This is a genomic window from Mesorhizobium sp. DxT, assembly GCF_058448885.1.
The window spans coordinates 182,834-201,902 of sequence record NZ_JBZFLJ010000009.1 but is presented as its reverse complement, the minus strand read 5'-3'; the positions used below and the strand labels follow the sequence as shown (position 1 = coordinate 201,902).

Sequence of the window (19,069 nt, the reverse complement as noted above, 5' to 3'; positions counted from 1 at the left end):
AGCATTCCCATGGGTCTCATCCACGAAATCGACTACGGCACCCCCGCTTCGAAGGCCGAAAAACAGGTCACGCTCACCGTCGACGGCTTCGAGGTCACCGTGCCCGAAGGCACCTCGATCATGCGCGCCTCGATGGAGGCGGGCATCCAGATCCCGAAGCTGTGCGCAACCGACATGGTCGATGCGTTCGGCTCCTGCCGGTTGTGCCTGGTCGAGATCGAAGGCCGGAACGGCACCCCATCCTCGTGCACCACGCCGGTTGCGCCCGGCATGGTGGTGCATACCCAGACCGGGCGCCTCAAGGACATCCGCCGCGGCGTGATGGAGCTCTACATCTCCGACCATCCGCTCGATTGCCTGACCTGTGCGGCCAATGGCGACTGTGAACTGCAGGACATGGCCGGCGCGGTGGGCCTGCGCGACGTGCGCTACGGCTATGAGGGCGACAACCACGTCTTCGCCAAGGATCGAACCGACGGAGCGGACAATTTCCGCTGGATGCCGAAGGACGAATCCAACCCTTATTTCACCTACGATCCTTCGAAGTGCATCGTCTGCTCGCGCTGTGTGCGGGCCTGCGAGGAGGTGCAGGGCACCTTCGCGCTGACGATCGAGGGTCGCGGCTTCGAAAGCCGGGTATCGCCCGGCATGCACCAGGATTTCCTGTCGTCGGAGTGCGTATCCTGCGGCGCCTGCGTGCAGGCCTGCCCGACCGCGACGCTGACTGAGAAGTCGGTGATCGAGATCGGCCAGCCGGAACATTCCGTCGTCACCACCTGCGCCTATTGCGGCGTCGGCTGCTCGTTCAAGGCCGAGATGCGCGGCGACGAACTGGTGCGTATGGTGCCCTGGAAGGATGGCAAGGCCAATCGGGGCCATAGCTGCGTCAAGGGCCGGTTCGCCTGGGGTTACGCCACCCACAAGGAGCGCATCCTCAACCCGATGGTGCGCGAAAAGATCACCGATCCCTGGCGTGAGGTGAGCTGGGAAGAAGCGTTCGCGCATATCGCCAGCGAGTTCCGCCGCATCCAGTATCAGTACGGCAGGGGCTCGATCGGCGGCATCACATCCTCGCGCTGCACCAACGAAGAGACCTATATCGTCCAGAAGCTCATCCGGCAGGGCTTCGGCAACAACAACGTCGACACCTGCGCCCGGGTCTGCCACTCGCCGACGGGCTACGGCCTCGGCCAGACCTACGGCACCTCGGCCGGCACGCAGGATTTCGACTCGGTCGAGCATTCCGATGTCATCGTGGTGATCGGCGCCAATCCTTCCGCCGCGCATCCGGTCTTCGCCTCCCGCATGAAGAAGCGCATCCGCCAGGGCGCCAAGCTGATCGTGCTCGATCCGCGCGTCACCGAGACGGTGGATTCGGTGCATGCGAAGGCAACGCATCACCTTCCGCTGCGGCCCGGCACCAATGTTGCCGTCGTCACCGCGCTCGCGCATGTCATCGTCACCGAGGGCCTTTTCAACGAGTCCTTCATCCGTGAGCGCTGCGACTGGTCGGAGTTCGAGGATTATGCGTCCTTCGTCGCCGACGAAAGCAATTCCCCGGAGGTTGTCGGCAAGCTCGCAGGCGTCGACCCCGAGACCATCCGCGCGGCCGCGCGGCTCTATGCCACCGGCGGCAACGGCGCGATCTATTATGGCCTCGGCGTGACGGAGCACAGCCAGGGCTCCACCACGGTGATGGGCATCGCCAACCTCGCCATGCTGACCGGCAATATCGGCCGGCCCGGCGTTGGCGTGAACCCGCTGCGCGGCCAGAACAACGTGCAGGGCTCCTGCGACATGGGCTCCTTCCCGCACGAGCTGCCGGGCTACCGCCACGTCTCCGGCGATGCGGTGCGCGACATCTACGAAGCGCTGTGGGGCGTCAAGCTCGACAACGAGCCGGGCCTGCGCATTCCGAACATGCTGGATGCCGCGGTCGAAGGTTCCTTCAAGGGCATCTACATCCAGGGTGAGGACATCCTGCAGTCCGACCCCGACACCAAGCACGTCTCGGCCGGCCTCGCCGCGATGGAATGCGTCGTCGTGCACGACCTGTTCCTCAACGAAACCGCCAACTATGCCCACGTGTTCCTGCCGGGCTCGACCTTCCTGGAGAAGGACGGCACCTTCACCAATGCCGAGCGCCGCATCAACCGCGTGCGCAAGGTGATGGCGCCGAAGAACGGCTATGCCGACTGGGAGGTGACGCAGAAGCTCGCCCAAGCCATGGGGCTCGACTGGAACTACATGCACCCGTCGCAGATCATGGACGAGATCGCGCAGACAACGCCAAGCTTCCAGAATGTCAGCTATGCGTTGCTGGACGAAAAGGGCTCGGTGCAGTGGCCCTGCAACGAGAAGGCCCCGGAAGGCACGCCGATCATGCATGTCGGCGGCTTCGTGCGCGGCAAGGGCAAGTTCATCCGCACCGAATATGTCGCGACCGACGAGAAGACGGGGCCGCGCTTCCCGCTGCTGCTCACCACCGGCCGCATCCTTTCGCAATACAATGTCGGCGCGCAGACGCGCCGCACCGAAAACGTGATCTGGCACGATCAGGACGTGCTCGAAATCCATCCGCACGATGCAGAACAACGCGGGGTGCGCGACGGCGACTGGGTGCGGCTGACGAGCCGGGCAGGCGAGACCACGCTTCGGGCGCAGATCACCGATCGGGTGTCGCCGGGCGTCGTCTACACGACCTTCCACCACCCCGACACGCAGGCCAACGTCATCACCACGGACTTCTCAGACTGGGCGACCAACTGCCCGGAATACAAGGTTACCGCGGTTCAGGTCGGCCCGTCCAACGGCCCGTCGGAATGGCAGGAGGAATACGAGGAACTGTCCCGCCAGTCCCGCCGCATCGCCGGCCGGCTGGAGGCGGCGGAGTAGGTTCGCCGATACGGAAATGTGGAATTCCTTCGCGCCCCCCTCTGTCCTGCCGGACATCTCCCCCACAAGGGGGGAGATCGGCCTTCGCGTTCGGTTTCGCCAATCGCCAACGTCGGAGAAAGGACGGAAGGTAGGCACCCCTGTGGGGGAGATGTCCGACAGGACAGAGGGGGGCAACGTAGAGCGTCATCGGCCCTGCCCGGTGACCGTATAATGACCCGCCCCCCCCTCGCCTCAACCACACGCATCGCGCGCCGGGCCGGCGGCACCAAGGCCGCGGCGCGCATGGTGCCTGAAGAAACGCCGGTCGCGCTAAGCTATGCCGGTACGACCCACGCTGTGATGATGACCTCGCCCGCCGACCTTGAGGATTTCGCCACCGGCTTCTCGCTGACGGAGGGCATCGTCGCCTCGCCGGAGGAGATCGATGCGATCACGGTGGAAGAAGCGGGCGAAGGCATCGATATACAGATCCGCCTGAAGGACACCGCCAACCGGCAGTTCGAGGCGCGGCGTCGGCGGCTTGCCGGCCCGGTCGGTTGCGGGCTGTGCGGCATTGAATCGATCGACGAGGCGATGCGGCAGACGCGCGATGTCGGTGCGTCCCTGCTTACGCTTTCAGCGAACGATATCGTCCGTGCTGTGAGCGACCTTTCGCGGCTGCAACCGCTGCATGCGCAGACCGGCGCGGTTCACGCCGCCGGCTTCTACATACCGGGCAAGGGCATCGTCGCGGCGCGCGAGGATGTCGGCCGGCACAACGCACTCGACAAGCTTGCCGGTGCGCTGGCGCTCGCGGGCATCGACGGATCGACTGGCGCGGTCGTGGTGACGTCCCGCGTCTCGGTCGAAATGGTGCAGAAGGCGGCGGCCATCGGCTCGCCCGTCATCATCGCCATTTCCGCGCCGACCGCCCTTGCGATCCGCACCGCCGAGGATGCCGGCATGACGCTGGTCGCGCTGGTGCGCGGCGAGGAGTTCGACGTTTTCACCCATCCCCATCGCCTGACAAGTGGAGTGGCCAGGCATGTCGCATGACGATACCGGGGCCGTCGGCCCGCACGCGAAGCTGATCCGCATGGCGAACCAGATCGGCACCTTCTTCCTGTCCAAGCCACATGAGGAAGGCGTTGCCGGCACAGCCGAGCACATCAACAAGTTTTGGGAACCGCGCATGCGGCGGCAGTTCTTCGAAGTGGTCGACGCCGGCGGCGACGGGCTCCTGCCCATCGTTCTGGAAGCGTCCACATCGATCAGACGCCCGGCCGAAGAGCGGCAGGCTGGGTAGATCCAGCCTTTCCGTGCGTCCTTCGAGGTTCGCGGAGCCTGTCCTCGGGCTTGCCGAAGGCAAGACCCGGGGGCTCTCACCTCAGGATGAGGGAGGTTGCGGATGGCTCCCGCAAGCTCGTGAGCTCGGGGCTGCGTCCTACCAACCCGTATCGAGCCCGTTGCTTCGTGGGATCGAGAGCCAATGGTCCTCATCCTGAGGTGCGAGCAAAGCGGGCCTCGAAGGACGCACCGATACGAGAAGCGGCATCGACCACAAGCGATAAAAACGAAAAAGGCCGGGATTGACCCGACCCTTCCCTACATCCCGCCGTCGATGCCAGTTCATCCGTGGTCATCGGGAGGACGATTTCGTGTTGGCTGCATTTCTAGATGCCCAATATGTCGCCCATATGACGCCAGTCTCGTGGCTCTCGGAACTGCCGGTCGGGTCCGGTGATTGACAAGCCGCTCCCCCTCGAAACACTCTGCGACCATGGGCTCTCACGACACCGCCATTCGCAATCTTCCCTGCTGGAAAGGCGACATCACGATTTCTCCGCTGCATGGCGGCCTTTCGAACGAGAACTTTCTCGTCGTCGACGATGCCGGCAAGCATGTCGTGCGGTTCGGCGATGACTATCCTTTCCACCATGTCTTTCGCGAGCGCGAGAGAATGACGGCCCGCGCAGCCCATGAAGCAGGCTTTGCCCCAGCACTGGAGTTCGCGCAGCCAGGCGTGATGGTCAGCCAGTTTCTCGGCGCGAAAACCTACGGCGCTGAGGACGTGCGAGCCAATATCGGTCGGGTTGCGACGCTCATGCGCGATTTCCATACAACCATGCCAGCCCATGTGACCGGCGCAGGATTCATCTTCTGGGTCTTCCACGTCATCCGCGACTATGCGCGCACGCTGGAAGCGGGCAACAGCCGCAGGGTTGCCGACCTGCCGGATTATCTCGCGCTTGCCGAGGAAATGGAAAAGGCTCAGCTCCCGCTGCCAATCGTCTTCGGGCACAACGATCTGCTGCCCGCAAACCTGCTCGACACCGGCGACCAGCTCTGGCTGATCGATTTCGAATATGCCGGCTTTTCGACCGCCATGTTTGACCTTGCGGGACTGTCATCGAACGCCGGCTTCTCCACCGAGGAATCCGAAGCGCTGCTGCATGCCTATTTCGACGCACCACCCTCGCCGGAACTGAAGCGCTCGCTCGCCGCCATGCAATGCGCCTCGCTGCTGCGCGAGGCGATGTGGAGCATGGTATCCGAACTTCACCTGGATACGCCGGGCGTCGATTTCGTTGCCTACAGCGAAGAAAACCTCGAGCGCCTTGCCGCCGCGCTGGACACCTATCGCTCGACCTACGGGAAGCCCTGACATGAGCCTGCCATCACACGCCCAGATCGTCGTCATCGGCGGCGGTATCATCGGCTGCTCCACCGCCTATCACCTGGCTCGCGACCACAAGGCCGATGTGGTGCTGCTGGAGCAGGGCAAGCTCACCTCGGGTTCGACCTGGCATGCGGCCGGGCTCGTCGGGCAACTGCGCTCGTCAGCCTCGATCACGCGGGTGCTGAAATATTCGGTCGACCTCTACAAAGGTCTGGAGGCTGAGACGGGCCTTGCCACCGGCTGGAAGATGACGGGCTGCCTGCGCCTTGCCACAAACCAGGACCGCTGGACGGAGTTCCGCCGGCTTGCGACGACGGCCAGGAGCTTCGGCATGGAGATGCACCTCGTCTCGCCGGACGAGGTCAAGCGCATGTGGCCACTGATGGACACCAGCGACCTCGTCGGCGCGTCATGGCTGCCGACCGATGGCCAGGCGAGCCCGTCCGACATCACGCAGTCGCTCGCCAAAGGCGCGCGGATGCACGGTGCGAAGATTTTCGAGGACGTGCGCGTCACCGGCTTCGAGATGGACGGCAAGCGCATCGTCAAGGTGAAGACGACGCAGGGCGACATCGCCTGCGAAAAGGTGGTCAACTGCGCTGGGCAATGGGCCCGGCAGGTGGGTGCGATGGCCGGCATCAACGTGCCGCTGCAGCCGGTGAAGCACCAGTACATCATCACCGAGGCGATCGACGGGCTTTCGGCCGACGCGCCGACGATCCGCGACCCGGACCGGCGGACCTATTTCAAGGAGGAGGTCGGCGGGTTGGTGATGGGCGGCTACGAGCCCGACCCGCAGGCCTGGGAAACGAACCTCCCCGGCGGGGACGTGCCGGACGACTGGGAGTTCCGGCTGTTCGACGACGATTTCGACCATTTCGAGCAGCATATGATTCAGGCGATCGCACGCGTTCCCGCGCTCGAAACCGCCGGCGTCAAACAGATGATCAACGGACCTGAGAGTTTCACGCCCGACGGCAACTTCATTCTCGGCACCGCACCCGAATGCGCCAACATGTTCGTCGGGGCGGGTTTCAACGCCTTCGGCATCGCGTCCGGCGGCGGCGCGGGCTGGGTTCTGGCGCAGTGGGCTATCGACGGCGAAGCGCCACTCGACCTGTGGACGGTCGACATCCGCCGCTTCTCCGGCCTGCACAAGGATCGCGACTGGGTCTGCGCGCGCACGCTGGAAGCCTATGGCAAGCATTACACCGTCGCCTTCCCGCACGAGGAATATGAAAGCGGCCGCCCCCGCATCGTGTCGCCGCTCTACGAGCGCCTGAAGGCGCATGGCGCGGTCTTCGGTTCCAAGCTCGGCTGGGAGCGACCCAACTGGTTCGCGACGAAGCCGGGCGAGCGCGACGAATATTCGATGGGCCGGCAGAACTGGTTCGATGCTGTCGGCGAAGAGCATCGTCACGTGCGCGAAAAGGTTGGCATCTTCGACCAGTCATCCTTCGCCAAATACGAGCTGACCGGACGCGACGCGCTAAAGGCCCTGGATTTCATCTGTGCCAACGACGTGTCGAAGCCGGCGGGGCGCCTCACCTATACGCAATTGCTCAACACCCGCGGCGGCATCGAGGCGGACCTGACGGTTGCGCGGCTTGCCGAAGACCGGTTCTACATCGTCACCGGCACCGGCTTCCGCACCCACGATTTCGGCTGGATCGAGGACCACATCGAGGCGGGCCGCGACGCCAAGCTGCTGGACGTGACCGAAGATTTCGGAACGCTGTCGCTGATGGGACCGGAGGCACGCAACGTGCTTGCGGCGATCACGGATGCCGACGTCTCCAACGCAGGCTTTCCGTTCGGCCATGTTCGCGAAATCGCGATCGCCGGCCACACCGTTCGCGCACTGCGCGTCACCTATGTCGGCGAGCTCGGCTGGGAGCTTCATGTTCCCATCGCGGCAACCGGCGAGGTTTTCGACGCGCTTATGGAGGCAGGCAAGCCGTTAGAGATAAAGCCGGTCGGCTACCGCGCGCTGGAATCGCTGCGGCTGGAGAAAGGCTACCGCGCCTGGGGTTCCGACATCACGCCCAACGACTCGCCCTTCGAGGCGGGGCTCGGGTGGGCGGTGAAGCTGAAGAAGGACATCGATTTCCTCGGTCGCAAGGCCGCCAAAGAAATGTCTGCGAAGCCTCTCGGCAAGCGGTTGGCCTGCTTCACGGTGGACGATCCCGACGTGGTGCTGCTGGGGCGCGAAACGATCCTGCGCGACGGAGAGCCGGTCGGCTACCTGACCTCCGGGGGCCACGGCTACACGGTCGGCAAGGGCATCGGTTACGGCTATGTCCGCAAGGCGGAAGGTGTTTCCGAAGACTTCCTCCGGTCAGGCCGCTACGAGCTGGTGGTGGCAATGGAAAACGTGCCGGCCGAAATTCATCTCGAACCGCTCTACGATCCGTCGTCCAGCCGCGTGAAGGCGTGAGCTAGTTCGACGGCGGCACGGGCACCGGGACCGGCCTATAAACCACCATCGGCCGGCTGAATTCGAACGAAGCCATGTTGGCGCGGCGCTCGGCGCGCCGGTCCAGCTCGATGCGCTGCAGACACTCGGCGAATGCTTCGCTGCCCTTGCGGAATCCGTATTCGCGGCATGTCTCCTCATCCGCCGCGCGGCGCTCCTCGGGCGTCATCGTGGTGCAGCCGGCCAGCACGGCCAGGGCAATCAGGGTCGGAACGATCGGCTTCATGGTGTCCTCGCGACATCCGGGATGATGCAACAAAATTGAGCGCGACAGTCCACTTTGACAAGGAGCGGCACGGCAAATTTCTGCCACGCCGCCGCAGCCTGTTCAGTTAGCCTGTTACAACTGCAGGCTCTGGCCCCGCCATGGCCGGCTCTCTGGCCGCCAGTTCGACGGCCTTGGGCACCGACAGCCACAACGCGATGGCGAAACCTGCAATGCCGCCGCCGAGCTTGCCGAGTATCAGCGGCAGGATCGTGGCGGGCTGGAAATTGGCCGAGAATGCCAGATGGTCGCCGAACATGAACGCCGCGCATACGGCAAAGGCGATCGCCAGAACCTTGTCGCGCGGCCGCATCGAGCCAACCAGCCGGTACATAGCCAGGATATTCGCGCAGGCCGCCAGCAGTCCCGCCGCACCTTGCGCCTCAACACCAATGCGCCTGCCAAGCGCCTCCATCGGCGTCGCAAGATATTTGGTCAGCAGGTAAACCATCGGGAAGGCGCCCGCGAGCATGATGCCGATATAGCCGGCGATCTCCAGCGCACGAAACTGGTCGGCTTCGTCGGCGACGATCGGGTCGAAGCCCCAACCTCCAAACACGTTGGTGAAGAAGCCGGTGAAATATTCGACGATGGAGAAGACCAGCACCAGCGTGATCCCGGCATACATGATGCGGCCGAACCAGAGGAAGCCGGCGATCATCGCATCGGGCGCGAAGCGCAGGCCGAGCGCGATCGCCACGCAGAACACGATCAGCGGCAGCAGGTTGGCGAAGATCGCGCCGAAGGTAAGGCCGATGGCGTGCATGGTTTCGGGGTCGCTTGTCGCCACGGCGGGGCGCACCTCTAGCCCCGACACCGCAAGCAGCGCGCAGGTGATGAAGACGCCGATGGGCACGCTGAGGATGCCTGACATGATGCCCAGCGCCATGTATTTGTGATCCCGCTTCTCGAGCATCGCCAGCCCTACGGGAATGGAGAAGATGATCGTGGCGCCCGCCATGTAGCCGACGACGGCGGCCATGATCCAGCCGTCGCGCGTTTGCGCCAGCGCATCGGCGAGTTGGTAGCCGCCCATGTCGACGGCGATGATTGTGGTTGCGGCGATTGCCGGATCGGCGCCGATCGCGGAAAACAGCGGGCCGACCAGCACGCGAACGAATTCGGATAGGTAAGGGATCGCCGCCATGATGCCGGCCACCGGAATGAAGATCGGCCCGATAGCATAGATGCCTTCGCGGAACTCCTTGCCCAACCCCTCTTCCGCATTCCTGATCGAGGCGATCGCGCCGGCGACGGCGCATGCCATGATGATGTAGATGACGATCGTTCCGATGGCAGCCATGGGTCCTCCTCCCCCTGCCGGCGACTCTCGCAGGCAGGTGAATGATGCCGCAGGGGAAGCGCGATGGGAAGCGGCCCGGAAATGAGGCCCTGACAGGAAACGTCCGCCCGATCGATCTACCGGCTACGGGGCGTTTCGTGACGGCGATGAACGCTCGCTGGCCGGCCGGGCAACGCCAGGGCCATGTCGCGCCTCTCGCGTTCGGCGACCACCTTGCCCTTGGCGACGACGCAAAGCCGGTCGGCACGCAGGCGGATCGCTTCCACCGGGTTGCCGGCGTCGAGCACAACGAGGCTCGCCTTGTTGCCGACCGCAAGGCCGTAACCATCGAGGCCCATGATGCCGGCGCTTTCCGTCGTCACCATGTCGAAGCAGCGGCGCATCTCGTCGGGATGCGACATCTGGGCGACGTGCAAGCCCATGAAGGCGACGTCGAGCATGTCGGCGGTGCCGAGCGAATACCAGGGGTCGAGGCAGCAATCCTGTCCGAAGCCGACGTGGATGCCATGCGCCAGCATTTCCCTCACACGCGTGAGGCCCCGCCGCTTGGGGAAGGTGTCATGCCGGCCCTGCAGCATGATGTTGATGAGCGGGTTGGGAATGGCGGCGACCTGTGCCTCCGCGATCAGCGGCAGCAGCTTGGAGACATAATAATTGTCCATCGAGTGCATGGAAGTCAGGTGCGAACCCGCCACCCTGCCATGCAGGCCGAGGCGCTGCGTCTCATAGGCGAGCTGCTCGATATGGCGGGACAGCGGGTCATCGGTCTCGTCGCAATGCATGTCGACCAGCAGACCGCGCTCGGCGGCCATCTCGCACAGCTCCGTCACCGAGCGGCGGCCGTCGTCCATCGTGCGTTCGAAATGCGGGATGCCACCGACGACATCGACGCCCATGTCCAGCGCGCGGACGGTGTTGGCCTTGGCGGTCGGATCGCGGAAATAGCCATCCTGCGGGAACGCGACGAGCTGCAGGTCGATATAGGGCGCGACCTCGCGCCTGACTTCCAGCAAGGCCTCGACGGCAAGCAGCCTGTCGTCGCAGACATCGACATGGGTGCGGATCGCAAGCAGCCCCATGGAGACGGCCCAGTCGCAATAGGCGAGCGCGCGCTCTTTCACCGCTTCATGCGTCAACAGCGGCTTCAGCTCGCCCCAGAGCGCGATGCCCTCAAGCAGCGTGCCGGACGCGTTGATGCGCGGGATGCCATAGGACAGCGTCGCATCCATGTGGAAATGCGGGTCGACGAAGGGCGGCGAGACGAGGCAGCCGGATGCGTCCACCACGCGGCCTGCCTCGGCCTCGATGCGCGGTTCGATTGCCGCGATCCGCTCTCCGGAAATAGCTATGTCGGCAGACTCGCCGGATGGCAGGGTGCCGCCCTTCACGATCAGGTCGAAACTCATCTCTCGCCTTTCTGGTAGGGGATCATCAGCGCCTTCGGGTAGGCCGCGCGCCGCGACATGACGACGAGGGCAAGGATCGACAGCACGAAGGGCATCATCAGGAAGAGCTGGTAGGGCACAACACCGCCGGTGAGCTGCTGGAGTCGCACCTGATAGGCGTCGAAGGCGGCGAACAGAATTGCCCCAAGCAGCGCCTTGCCCGGCCGCCACGAGCCGAACACGACCAGCGCGATACAAATCCACCCGCGTCCGTTGATCATCTCGAAGAAGAACGAATTGAAAGCCGACATCGTCAGAAATGCGCCGCCGATCGCCATCAGCGCGCTCCCCACCATTACCGCGCCCATGCGCACCGCGTTGACGCTGATGCCCTGCGCCTCGACGGCGGAAGGGTTCTCGCCGGCGGCGCGCACGGCGAGCCCGAGCGGCGTGCGGTAGAGCACCCAGGCGACCAGCCCTACCGTCACGAAAGCGAGATAAGTCAGCGGCGTCTGATTGAAGAGAGCAGGCCCCATAACGGGGATGTCGGAAAGCAACGGCACAGGCAGTGGCTGGAACGGCTCGATGCGCGGCGGCGACGTCACTTCCGGCAGCACGATCCGGTAGGTGAAATAAGTGAGGCTGGTGGCGAGCAGCGTGATGCCGATGCCGACGACATGCTGCGACAGGCCCAGCGGTACGGTCAGCGTCGCGTGAAGCAGGCCGAAGGCAGCGCCCGCAAGTGCTGCGACGGCAACGCCGAACCACAAATCGCCCCCCATATACACCGTGAGCCAGCCGGCGAAGGCGCCGACGACCATGATGCCCTCGATGCCGAGGTTGAGTACGCCGGCCCGTTCGCAAATCAGTTCACCCATCGTGGCGAAGATCAGCGGCGAGGCAATGCGGATCGCGGCGACCCAGAAAGACGCGGTGAAGAGGATCTCGAAGGCTTCGATCATGACTGCCGCCTCATCTCCACCGCACCCGGAAGCGCGTCAGCATGATCGCGACGACCATGGTCAACAGCGCGGTCGCGACCATCACCTCGGCGATGTAGGACGGCACGCCGGCCGTGCGGCTCATGGCGTCGGCACCAACGAAGATGCCTGCGACGAAGATCGCCGCCAGCACCACCCCCAGCGGATTGAGCATGGCCAGCATGGCGACGACGATGCCGGTGTAGCCAAAGCCGGGCGACAGATCGAGCGTCAGGTTGCCCTTGAGGCCGGCGACTTCCGAGAAGCCGGCAAGCGCCGCCAGCCCGCCCGACAAAAGCGCGGTCTTCATGAGAACCGCGTTGACAGGTATGCCGGCGAAACGCGCGGCCTCGGCGTTCTGCCCAACGGCGCGCATCTCGTAGCCGAGCGTCGTCTTCTTCATGACGACCCAGACGGCGACGGCGGCAAGAACGGCGATCAGGAAGCCGGCGTGGAGCCGCCAGCCCTGAACCAGACGCGGCAGCCGCGCCTCCGCAACGACCCGCTGGGACTGCGGCCAGCCGAGACCCATCGGGTCCTTCAGCACGCCTTCGAGCAGCATGGAGACGAACAGCAGCATGATAAAGTTGAGCAGGAGCGTGGTCACCACCTCGTCGACCCCGAAGCGGGTCTTGAGGATCGCCGGTCCAAGTAGCAGCAGTCCGCCGGCAACCATCGAGACGATCATCAGCAGCGGGATGAGCACGAGCGCGGGAAGCGGCAATGCGCCAGTTCCCAAGACCACGGTGATGACGGCGCCGGCATAAAGCTGCGCTTCGGCACCTATGTTCCAGAGCTTGGCTCGAAAGGCGACGGCAACGGCAAGGCCGGTAAAGATCAGCGGCGTCGCCCGCGTCAGTGTCTCGACGAGCGCGAAGGGCGAGCCCGCCCCCCCCTTGACCACGAGGCCGAACACCGAGAACGGCGATGCGCCGGCGGCCAGCACCAGCAGCGACGACAAAACGACCGTCACGACAACGGCGCCGAGCGGAAACAGCAGCGTGACGGCGAGCGTCGGCGCGGGCTTGGCTTCAAGCCGCATGAGGCGCCGCCTCCACTCCATAGCCGGCCATCAGTTCGCCGAGCTCGCTTATGGAACGTTCGCCGCGTTGCGAGGGGGCTGAAATGCGGCCGCGAAACATCACCCTCACCTCGTCGGACAGGGCCATGATCTCGTCGAGATCCTCCGAGATCAACAGGATCGCAGCACCCCTCGCCCGCGCTTCCAGCAGCCGGCCATGCACGTAGGCGACAGCACCGACGTCGAGGCCCCGCGTCGGCTGGTTGGCAAGGATGATTTTCGGCTCGGGGTCGAGTGCGCGGCCAAGAATGAGCTTCTGGATATTGCCACCCGACAGCAGGCGAATGCGCGTGTCGGGCGACGGGCATTTCACGTCGTAGTCGCGGATGAGCGTTTCGGCAAACCCGCGCGCCGATTTCCAGTCGACAAGGCCGCGACGACTGAAGCGCGCCGAGCGGTAGCGTTCGGAGATGACGTTTTCGGTGACGTTCATATCGGCGATCGTTCCGACGGCGTGACGGTCCTCGGGGATGCGCGCGACGCCTTTTGCAAGTGCTGTACGCGGCGACCAGTTTGTGATCGCTTCTGCATCGATCATCATGACGCCATCTTCCGGAACGGCTGTGCCGGCGAGAAGTGCGGCAAGCGCAGCCTGTCCGTTGCCGGACACACCGGCGAGCCCGGTGATGACGCCCTCATGCAGCGCGAGCGACACGCCATCCAGCCGGCTGCCGCCGCCCAGCGGCGCTGTGGAGACATTGTCGAGCGTCAGCAACGCCCGGCCCCGGGATACCGGCGCAACGGCCGGCGCCTGGACCTCCTCTCCGACCATCAGCGCGGCCAATTCCTGCCGAGTCGTGTCGCGCGTGGTCCGCTCCCCGGCGATGCGGCCGGCGCGCAGAACCAGCACCCGGTCGCTGACGGCCATGACTTCGTGGAGCTTGTGCGAGATGAAGATGATCGAAAGCCCCTTGGCGACCAGCATCTTCAGCGTGGCGAAAAGGGCGTCGGACTCGCCCGGCGTCAGCACCGCCGTCGGTTCGTCGAGGATCAGTATCCGGGCGTCGCGATAAAGCGCCTTGAGGATTTCGACGCGCTGGCGTTCACCGACGGACAGTGCCGCAACCTGCCTGTCAGGCTCGACCGCCAGGCCGAAATCGAGCGAGAGCTCGCGGATGCGCGACCGGGCCTGCGGACGATCCAGCCGCAACGACCACGGGCTCTGCGTGCCAAGGACGATGTTTTCGAGCACGCTCATATTGTCGGCCAGCGTGAAATGCTGATGGACCATGCCGATGCCGGCAGCCAGCGCCGCTCGCGGGTCACCGGGCGGCAATGCCTCGCCGAACACCTCGACGGTGCCCTCATCGGCGACATAGTGGCCGAAGAGGATGTTCATCAGCGTCGTCTTGCCGGCGCCGTTCTCTCCAAGCAGGGCCACCACCTCGCCCAGCCCAAGCTCGAGCGAGATCGCGTCGTTGGCGACGAGCGACCCGAAGCGCTTGGTAATGCTGGAAATACGGAGAGCTGGAGCAGGCATGACGACGATGCTTCGGAGGTCGGCCCTCCTTCCCGCCGTCTGCGGCCAGAAGGAAGGTTGGGAAAGTCATTCAGGAAGGCGGCACTACGTGCCTACGACAGGCGCAAAGCCACATCTGCCTTCTGCCCGCGACCGGACAGAAGGCAGTGCGACAATCAGCTCGATTTCGGCTCTTCGTCGTTGATCTCGACCGTGAAACTTCCATCCTTGATGGCGGCTTCCTTTTCGGCCACCAGCGACTTCACTTCGGCAGGCACCTTGTCTTCGAAAGTACCCAGCGGTGCGAGCGAGCAGCCACCTTCCTTCATGAAGGAATAGACCCCGTAATCGGCCGCGGTGAAGCTGCCGGCCTTCACCTGCTCGATCGCCTTGTCGAGCGTCGGCTCGAAATGCCAGATCGCCGAAGCCACAACCGTCTCCGGATAGTCGGCCTGGGTGTCGATGACATTTCCGATGGCGAGGATACCGCGCTCCTGTGCGGCATCCGATACGCCGAAGCGCTCGGCATACATGACATCCGCGCCGGCATCGATCTGGGCGAAGGCGGTTTCCTTAGCTTTCGGCGGGTCGAACCACGAACCGATGAAGGCGACCTGGAACTTCGCGTCGGCCGCCACCTCGCGCACACCGGCCATGAAGGCATGCATCAGCCGGTTGACCTCCGGTATCGGGTAGCCGCCGACCATGCCGAAATTCTTGGTCTGCGACATGGCGCCCGCGATCAGCCCGGTCAGGTAGGACGCATCCTGAATGTAATTGTCGAACGGCGCGAAGTTCGGCACCGACGGGTCTTCCTTGAAGCTGGAGCCCATCAGGAAGGCGACGTCCGGATAGTCGCGGGCAACGTCGCGCGCCGCATCCTCGACACCGAACACCTCGCCGAGGATCAGCTTGTGGCCGGCCTCGCAATATTCGCGCATCACGCGCTCATAGTCGTTGTTTGCGGTGTTTTCCGAATAGACATATTCGATGTCGCCGCGGTCCTTTGCGGCATTGGCGGCAAGGTGAATACGGCTCACCCACTGCTGCTCGGTCGGCACGGTGTAGACGGCCGCGACCTTGAGCGGCTCCTGCGCGAAGAGCCGCGACGGCAAGGTTCCGGCGAGACCGAGCGCGGCACCCGCGCCTGCGGTTTTGAGCAGGGAACGGCGCGATACGGGCAAAGTTCTGTACTGGCTGGGAAATCTTGACATTGAACCACCTCTGGCTGGCGCGAAACTCTGTTGGAATCCCGTCTTTTATTATTCGGTCGAGGCTATGCGATATTGCCAGGGCCGACAACGCCGGACGCTGCTGGATCGCCTCAAGACACAGAAAAAACGGCGCCGGTTTCCCGACGCCGTACAGGCAAGGTTCTGCGATGCCGCCGATCAGTCGTCGCGGTCGCTCCCGACGATTTCGCCGGTGCCCGGATTGACGTCGAGGTCGAACCGCTGGCCTTGCGCATCGACGGCCTTGATTTCAAAGCAGCCATCGTCCCGCTCCACCTCCCGCACCTCATATCCGGCCTCGGTAACCGCTGTCGCAACCTCGGCGACGCTCATCCAGTCTGCTTGCGGCACGTTACCGCAATGAGAGTCAGCCATTGCGGTAACGGCGACGAGTGGCGAGGCTGTGAGGGCAACGATGAGGGGAGTGATGCGCATGGCGATATCCTTTCGATTGAACACCAATCGGATATAGGCGCACGCACGGTCCGGGCAACGTGCGGCGGAAGGACGCTCAGCCTCCAGCCACCGCAAGTGCGACGGCCGCGCGCAACTCGTCCATCCCCTCGCCCTTTTCCGACGACGTCGCGATGATCGCGGGGTAGGCCGCGGGCCGCTTGCGCACTTTCGCGGCCGTCTCCTCTATGAGGCGCGGCACGCCGGCCGCCTTGATCTTGTCCGCCTTGGTCAAGACGATCTGATAGGACACGGCGGCCTTGTCGAGCAGGTCCATGACCTCCTCGTCATTCTTCTTGACGCCGTGGCGCGCGTCGATCAGCAGATAGACGCGCTTCAGCGTCACTCGCCCCTTGAGATAGTCGAAGACGAGCTTCGTCCAGGCATCCACCTGTGCCTTGGGCGCCTTGGCGTAGCCGTAACCCGGCATGTCGACGAGCGCCATTGGCGGCAGGTCTCCCTTTTCTCCGGAGAAGCCGTCGGGCACGAAATAGTTGAGTTCCTGGGTACGGCCGGGCGTGTTCGAGGTGCGCGCAAGGCCCTTCTTGCTGACGAGCGCATTGATGAGCGAGGACTTGCCGACATTCGACCGGCCAGCAAACGCGATCTCCGCCGGCCCTTCCGGTGGCAGGAACTTCATCGAGGGAACGCCGCGGATGAAAACCCATGGGCGCGAGAACAGGTCGCGCGTCGCGTCCTCGGCATCGTTGTTCATCGCGCTTCCCTTATGTCGACCGTTCGAGCCGATCAATGTCGGCGCCGCGGATGGCATCAAGGTTGCGGGTGATCTTGTCAACCGGCCAATCCCACCAGGCCACAGAGAGAAGGCGACGAACCGTCTGCTTGTCGAAGCGCATCTTGACGACGCGCGCCGCATTGCCGGCGACGATGGCGTAGGGTGGCACGTCGTGCGTGACAACCGAGCGGGCCGCGACGATGGCGCCGTCGCCGATCGTCACGCCCGGCATCAGCACGGCCTCCATGCCGATCCACACATCGTTGCCGATCACCGTGTCGCCGCGCAGCTCGCGCTCCCAGGTCGTTTCGTCGAAGCCTTCTTCCCATCCCCCGCCGAAGATGTTGAAGGGATAGGTCGAGAAACCCGACATGGCGTGGTTTGCGCCGTTCATGATGAAGCGCGCTCCTTCGGCAATCGCCGTGAACCTGCCGATCACCAGCCTGTCGCCGATGAACTCGTAATGATGCAATACGCACTTCTCGGCAAAGGCGTCGGGCCCGTCGGGATCGTCGTAGTAGGTGAAGTCTCCGATCTCGATATTGGGCCGATTGATGAGTGGCTTGAGAAAGCCGACGCGCGGGTGCATCGGGATGGGATGCTTGATCTCGGGTCTTGGGCCAATTCCTTCCATGAACGCTCTCCAATCCTGCTGCAGATCGCAGAGCAATAATCCATCGCGACCAGTCCGAGAGCAAGGCACGGCAACAAAGAGGGCTACCGCGCCTTGCGTCTCGTCATGCGGCGGCCCTTACGGCGAGGATGAAGGCGCCGCTGGAAACCAGCCCTCCGACCGTGCGGACATGGTTCCACATCGTCCAGCGATCGAGATAGTCGGCCCACAAGGCTGCGCCGGCAGCGCTCGACGGATCGACCGCGGCCAGGGCGTTGTTCATCGGCACGTTGAAGAACACGGTGACCAGGATCACCCCGGCCAGATAGGCTATGCCTGCGGCAAGCAGCCATGGCATGCCGGACCCGGCAAAGTTCATGGCCGCGAAAGCTACCAGAACCACCGCCAGAAGCGCCGTGCCGAAGAAGCCGAGAAAGAAAAACGGGTTCAGCACGACCTCGTTGATGACCTGCATAGCCTCGATGCCGGCCTGCGGCGTTAGCCGCCGCAGCGAAGGCATGACGAGATTGGAGAATGCGAAGAAGAAGCCGCCCATCAGGCCCGCGCCGAGCGCGGCGGCCACCGTGGTCGAATATATGATCGGGCTCATGGCATTCATCCTTTCCAGACGCCGGATGCCGCGGCGGCACGCGCGTAGTCGCGGAAGTCGCGCGGTTCGCGGCCGAGCGCCCGGCGCACACCGTCGGACAGGCTCTCGTTACGGCCGTCTAGAACCTCGCGGGTGAGCATCACCAGCAGATCGATATATCCGTCCGGGACGCCTGCTTGTCTGAGGCCCTCCGCATAGTCATCGACACTGAGTGGAACGTAGAGGATCTGCCGCTCGGTCACTTCCGCGATTTCCGCGACAGCCTCCGCGAAGGTCATGAGGCGCGGGCCGGTCACTTCATAGATCTGCCCCACGTGGCCGTCACCGATGAGAGCTTCCACGACCACGTCGGCGATATCCTCGACATCGACAAAGGGCTCGCGCACAGCATCGGCGGCGAAGACAACTTCCCCCGAAACGACGCCCTCCGCGAGGAAGCTCTCGCTGAAGTTCTGCATGAACCACGATGCGCGCACCACCGTCCAGTCCGCTCCGGAGCCTATGAGCACCTGTTCGGCACGGATCGCCTCCTCTTCACCACGACCCGACAGCAAGACGAGACGACGCAGGCCGCTATCAAGCGCAAGCCGGACGAAAGCTTCGATCGCCTCAACGGCGCCGGGAACCGTGACGTCTGGATAATAGGTAATGTAGGCCGCGCTTGCGCCCTCTATTGCCGCAGGCCACGTGCTTGCGTCGTGCCAGTCGAAAGACGGCGTGGCGGATCGGGAGCCCAGTCGGACCGCTATCCCCTTAGCCTCCAGAGCATCGGCCACGCGACTGCCCGTCTTGCCCCGTCCCCCGATCAACAGAACCGGACCGCTGCCTGTATTGATGCCACTCATTTGATCTCTCCTTCACAATATGAGTACTCCTCGCATTTGCAAACGTGATACATCCTCGTATTATGGGCGTCAAG

General features: G+C 64.1%; 17 protein-coding genes. 5 read left to right on the top strand and 12 right to left on the bottom strand.

Going from position 1 to position 19,069, the window contains the following annotated elements; all coding sequences use genetic code 11:
• Positions 1-9: 9 nt before the first annotated feature.
• The 5 genes from fdhF (at position 10) to ACVJNE_RS17790 (ending at position 7,994) form a co-directional block, all read left to right on the top strand.
• Positions 10-2,895: a formate dehydrogenase subunit alpha gene (fdhF, locus tag ACVJNE_RS17810; protein WP_499567726.1), complete on the top strand. Its 2,886-nt coding sequence runs from the start codon at positions 10-12 to the stop codon at positions 2,893-2,895.
• A gap of 213 nt (positions 2,896-3,108) precedes the next feature.
• Positions 3,109-3,933 (top strand): formate dehydrogenase accessory sulfurtransferase FdhD, encoded by an 825-nt coding sequence (gene fdhD / locus ACVJNE_RS17805; RefSeq protein WP_499567724.1) that lies wholly within the window; start codon positions 3,109-3,111, stop codon positions 3,931-3,933.
• Complete coding sequence (locus ACVJNE_RS17800; RefSeq protein WP_499567722.1) at positions 3,923-4,183, top strand: formate dehydrogenase subunit delta; 261 nt, start codon at positions 3,923-3,925, stop codon at positions 4,181-4,183. Before fdhD ends, ACVJNE_RS17800 begins: the two co-directional genes overlap by 11 nt.
• A gap of 474 nt (positions 4,184-4,657) precedes the next feature.
• Entirely contained in the window at positions 4,658-5,542 is an 885-nt protein-coding gene (locus ACVJNE_RS17795) for a phosphotransferase (protein WP_499567720.1), read from the top strand.
• Between the two features lies 1 nt (position 5,543).
• Positions 5,544-7,994 carry a GcvT family protein gene (locus ACVJNE_RS17790; protein WP_499567718.1) on the top strand — a complete coding sequence of 817 codons (2,451 nt, stop codon included), beginning with the start codon at positions 5,544-5,546 and terminating at the stop codon, positions 7,992-7,994.
• Position 7,995: 1 nt separating this feature from the next.
• Here ACVJNE_RS17790 and ACVJNE_RS17785 read toward each other — a convergent pair whose 3' ends face one another.
• The 12 genes from ACVJNE_RS17785 to ACVJNE_RS17730 form a co-directional block, all read right to left on the bottom strand.
• Positions 7,996-8,259: a hypothetical protein gene (locus tag ACVJNE_RS17785; protein WP_499567716.1), complete on the bottom strand. Its 264-nt coding sequence runs from the start codon at positions 8,257-8,259 to the stop codon at positions 7,996-7,998.
• Positions 8,260-8,365: 106 nt separating this feature from the next.
• Entirely contained in the window at positions 8,366-9,601 is a 1,236-nt protein-coding gene (eutH, locus tag ACVJNE_RS17780; protein WP_499567714.1) for an ethanolamine utilization protein EutH, read from the bottom strand.
• A 116-nt stretch (positions 9,602-9,717) separates the two neighbouring features.
• The gene (locus ACVJNE_RS17775; protein ID WP_499567712.1) at positions 9,718-11,007 is read right to left on the bottom strand and encodes an amidohydrolase family protein; all 1,290 of its coding nucleotides are present in this window, start codon (positions 11,005-11,007) and stop codon (positions 9,718-9,720) included.
• A complete protein-coding gene (locus ACVJNE_RS17770) occupies positions 11,004-11,948 on the bottom strand; it encodes an ABC transporter permease (protein WP_499567710.1) in 945 nt (314 codons plus the stop codon). Before ACVJNE_RS17770 ends, ACVJNE_RS17775 begins: the two co-directional genes overlap by 4 nt.
• 10 nt (positions 11,949-11,958) lie before the next feature.
• A complete protein-coding gene (locus ACVJNE_RS17765) occupies positions 11,959-13,008 on the bottom strand; it encodes an ABC transporter permease (protein WP_499567708.1) in 1,050 nt (349 codons plus the stop codon).
• Positions 12,998-14,527, bottom strand: coding sequence for an ABC transporter ATP-binding protein (locus tag ACVJNE_RS17760; protein ID WP_499567706.1), 1,530 nt, complete (start codon positions 14,525-14,527; stop codon positions 12,998-13,000). The genes ACVJNE_RS17765 and ACVJNE_RS17760 overlap by 11 nt, the downstream gene beginning before the upstream one ends.
• Positions 14,528-14,682: 155 nt before the next feature.
• Entirely contained in the window at positions 14,683-15,720 is a 1,038-nt protein-coding gene (locus ACVJNE_RS17755; RefSeq protein WP_499567704.1) for a BMP family protein, read from the bottom strand.
• 177 nt (positions 15,721-15,897) lie between these two features.
• Positions 15,898-16,173: a PepSY domain-containing protein gene (locus ACVJNE_RS17750; RefSeq protein ID WP_499567702.1), complete on the bottom strand. Its 276-nt coding sequence runs from the start codon at positions 16,171-16,173 to the stop codon at positions 15,898-15,900.
• 76 nt (positions 16,174-16,249) lie between these two features.
• Entirely contained in the window at positions 16,250-16,906 is a 657-nt protein-coding gene (gene yihA / locus ACVJNE_RS17745; protein ID WP_499567700.1) for a ribosome biogenesis GTP-binding protein YihA/YsxC, read from the bottom strand.
• Positions 16,907-16,916: 10 nt separating this feature from the next.
• On the bottom strand, positions 16,917-17,561 hold the full coding sequence (locus ACVJNE_RS17740) for a CatB-related O-acetyltransferase (RefSeq protein ID WP_499567698.1): 645 nt from the start codon (positions 17,559-17,561) through the stop codon (positions 16,917-16,919).
• Positions 17,562-17,664: 103 nt separating this feature from the next.
• The gene (locus ACVJNE_RS17735; protein WP_499567696.1) at positions 17,665-18,150 is read right to left on the bottom strand and encodes an anthrone oxygenase family protein; all 486 of its coding nucleotides are present in this window, start codon (positions 18,148-18,150) and stop codon (positions 17,665-17,667) included.
• 5 nt (positions 18,151-18,155) lie between these two features.
• Positions 18,156-18,995, bottom strand: coding sequence for a Rossmann-fold NAD(P)-binding domain-containing protein (locus ACVJNE_RS17730; RefSeq protein WP_499567694.1), 840 nt, complete (start codon positions 18,993-18,995; stop codon positions 18,156-18,158).
• Positions 18,996-19,069 lie beyond the last annotated feature (74 nt).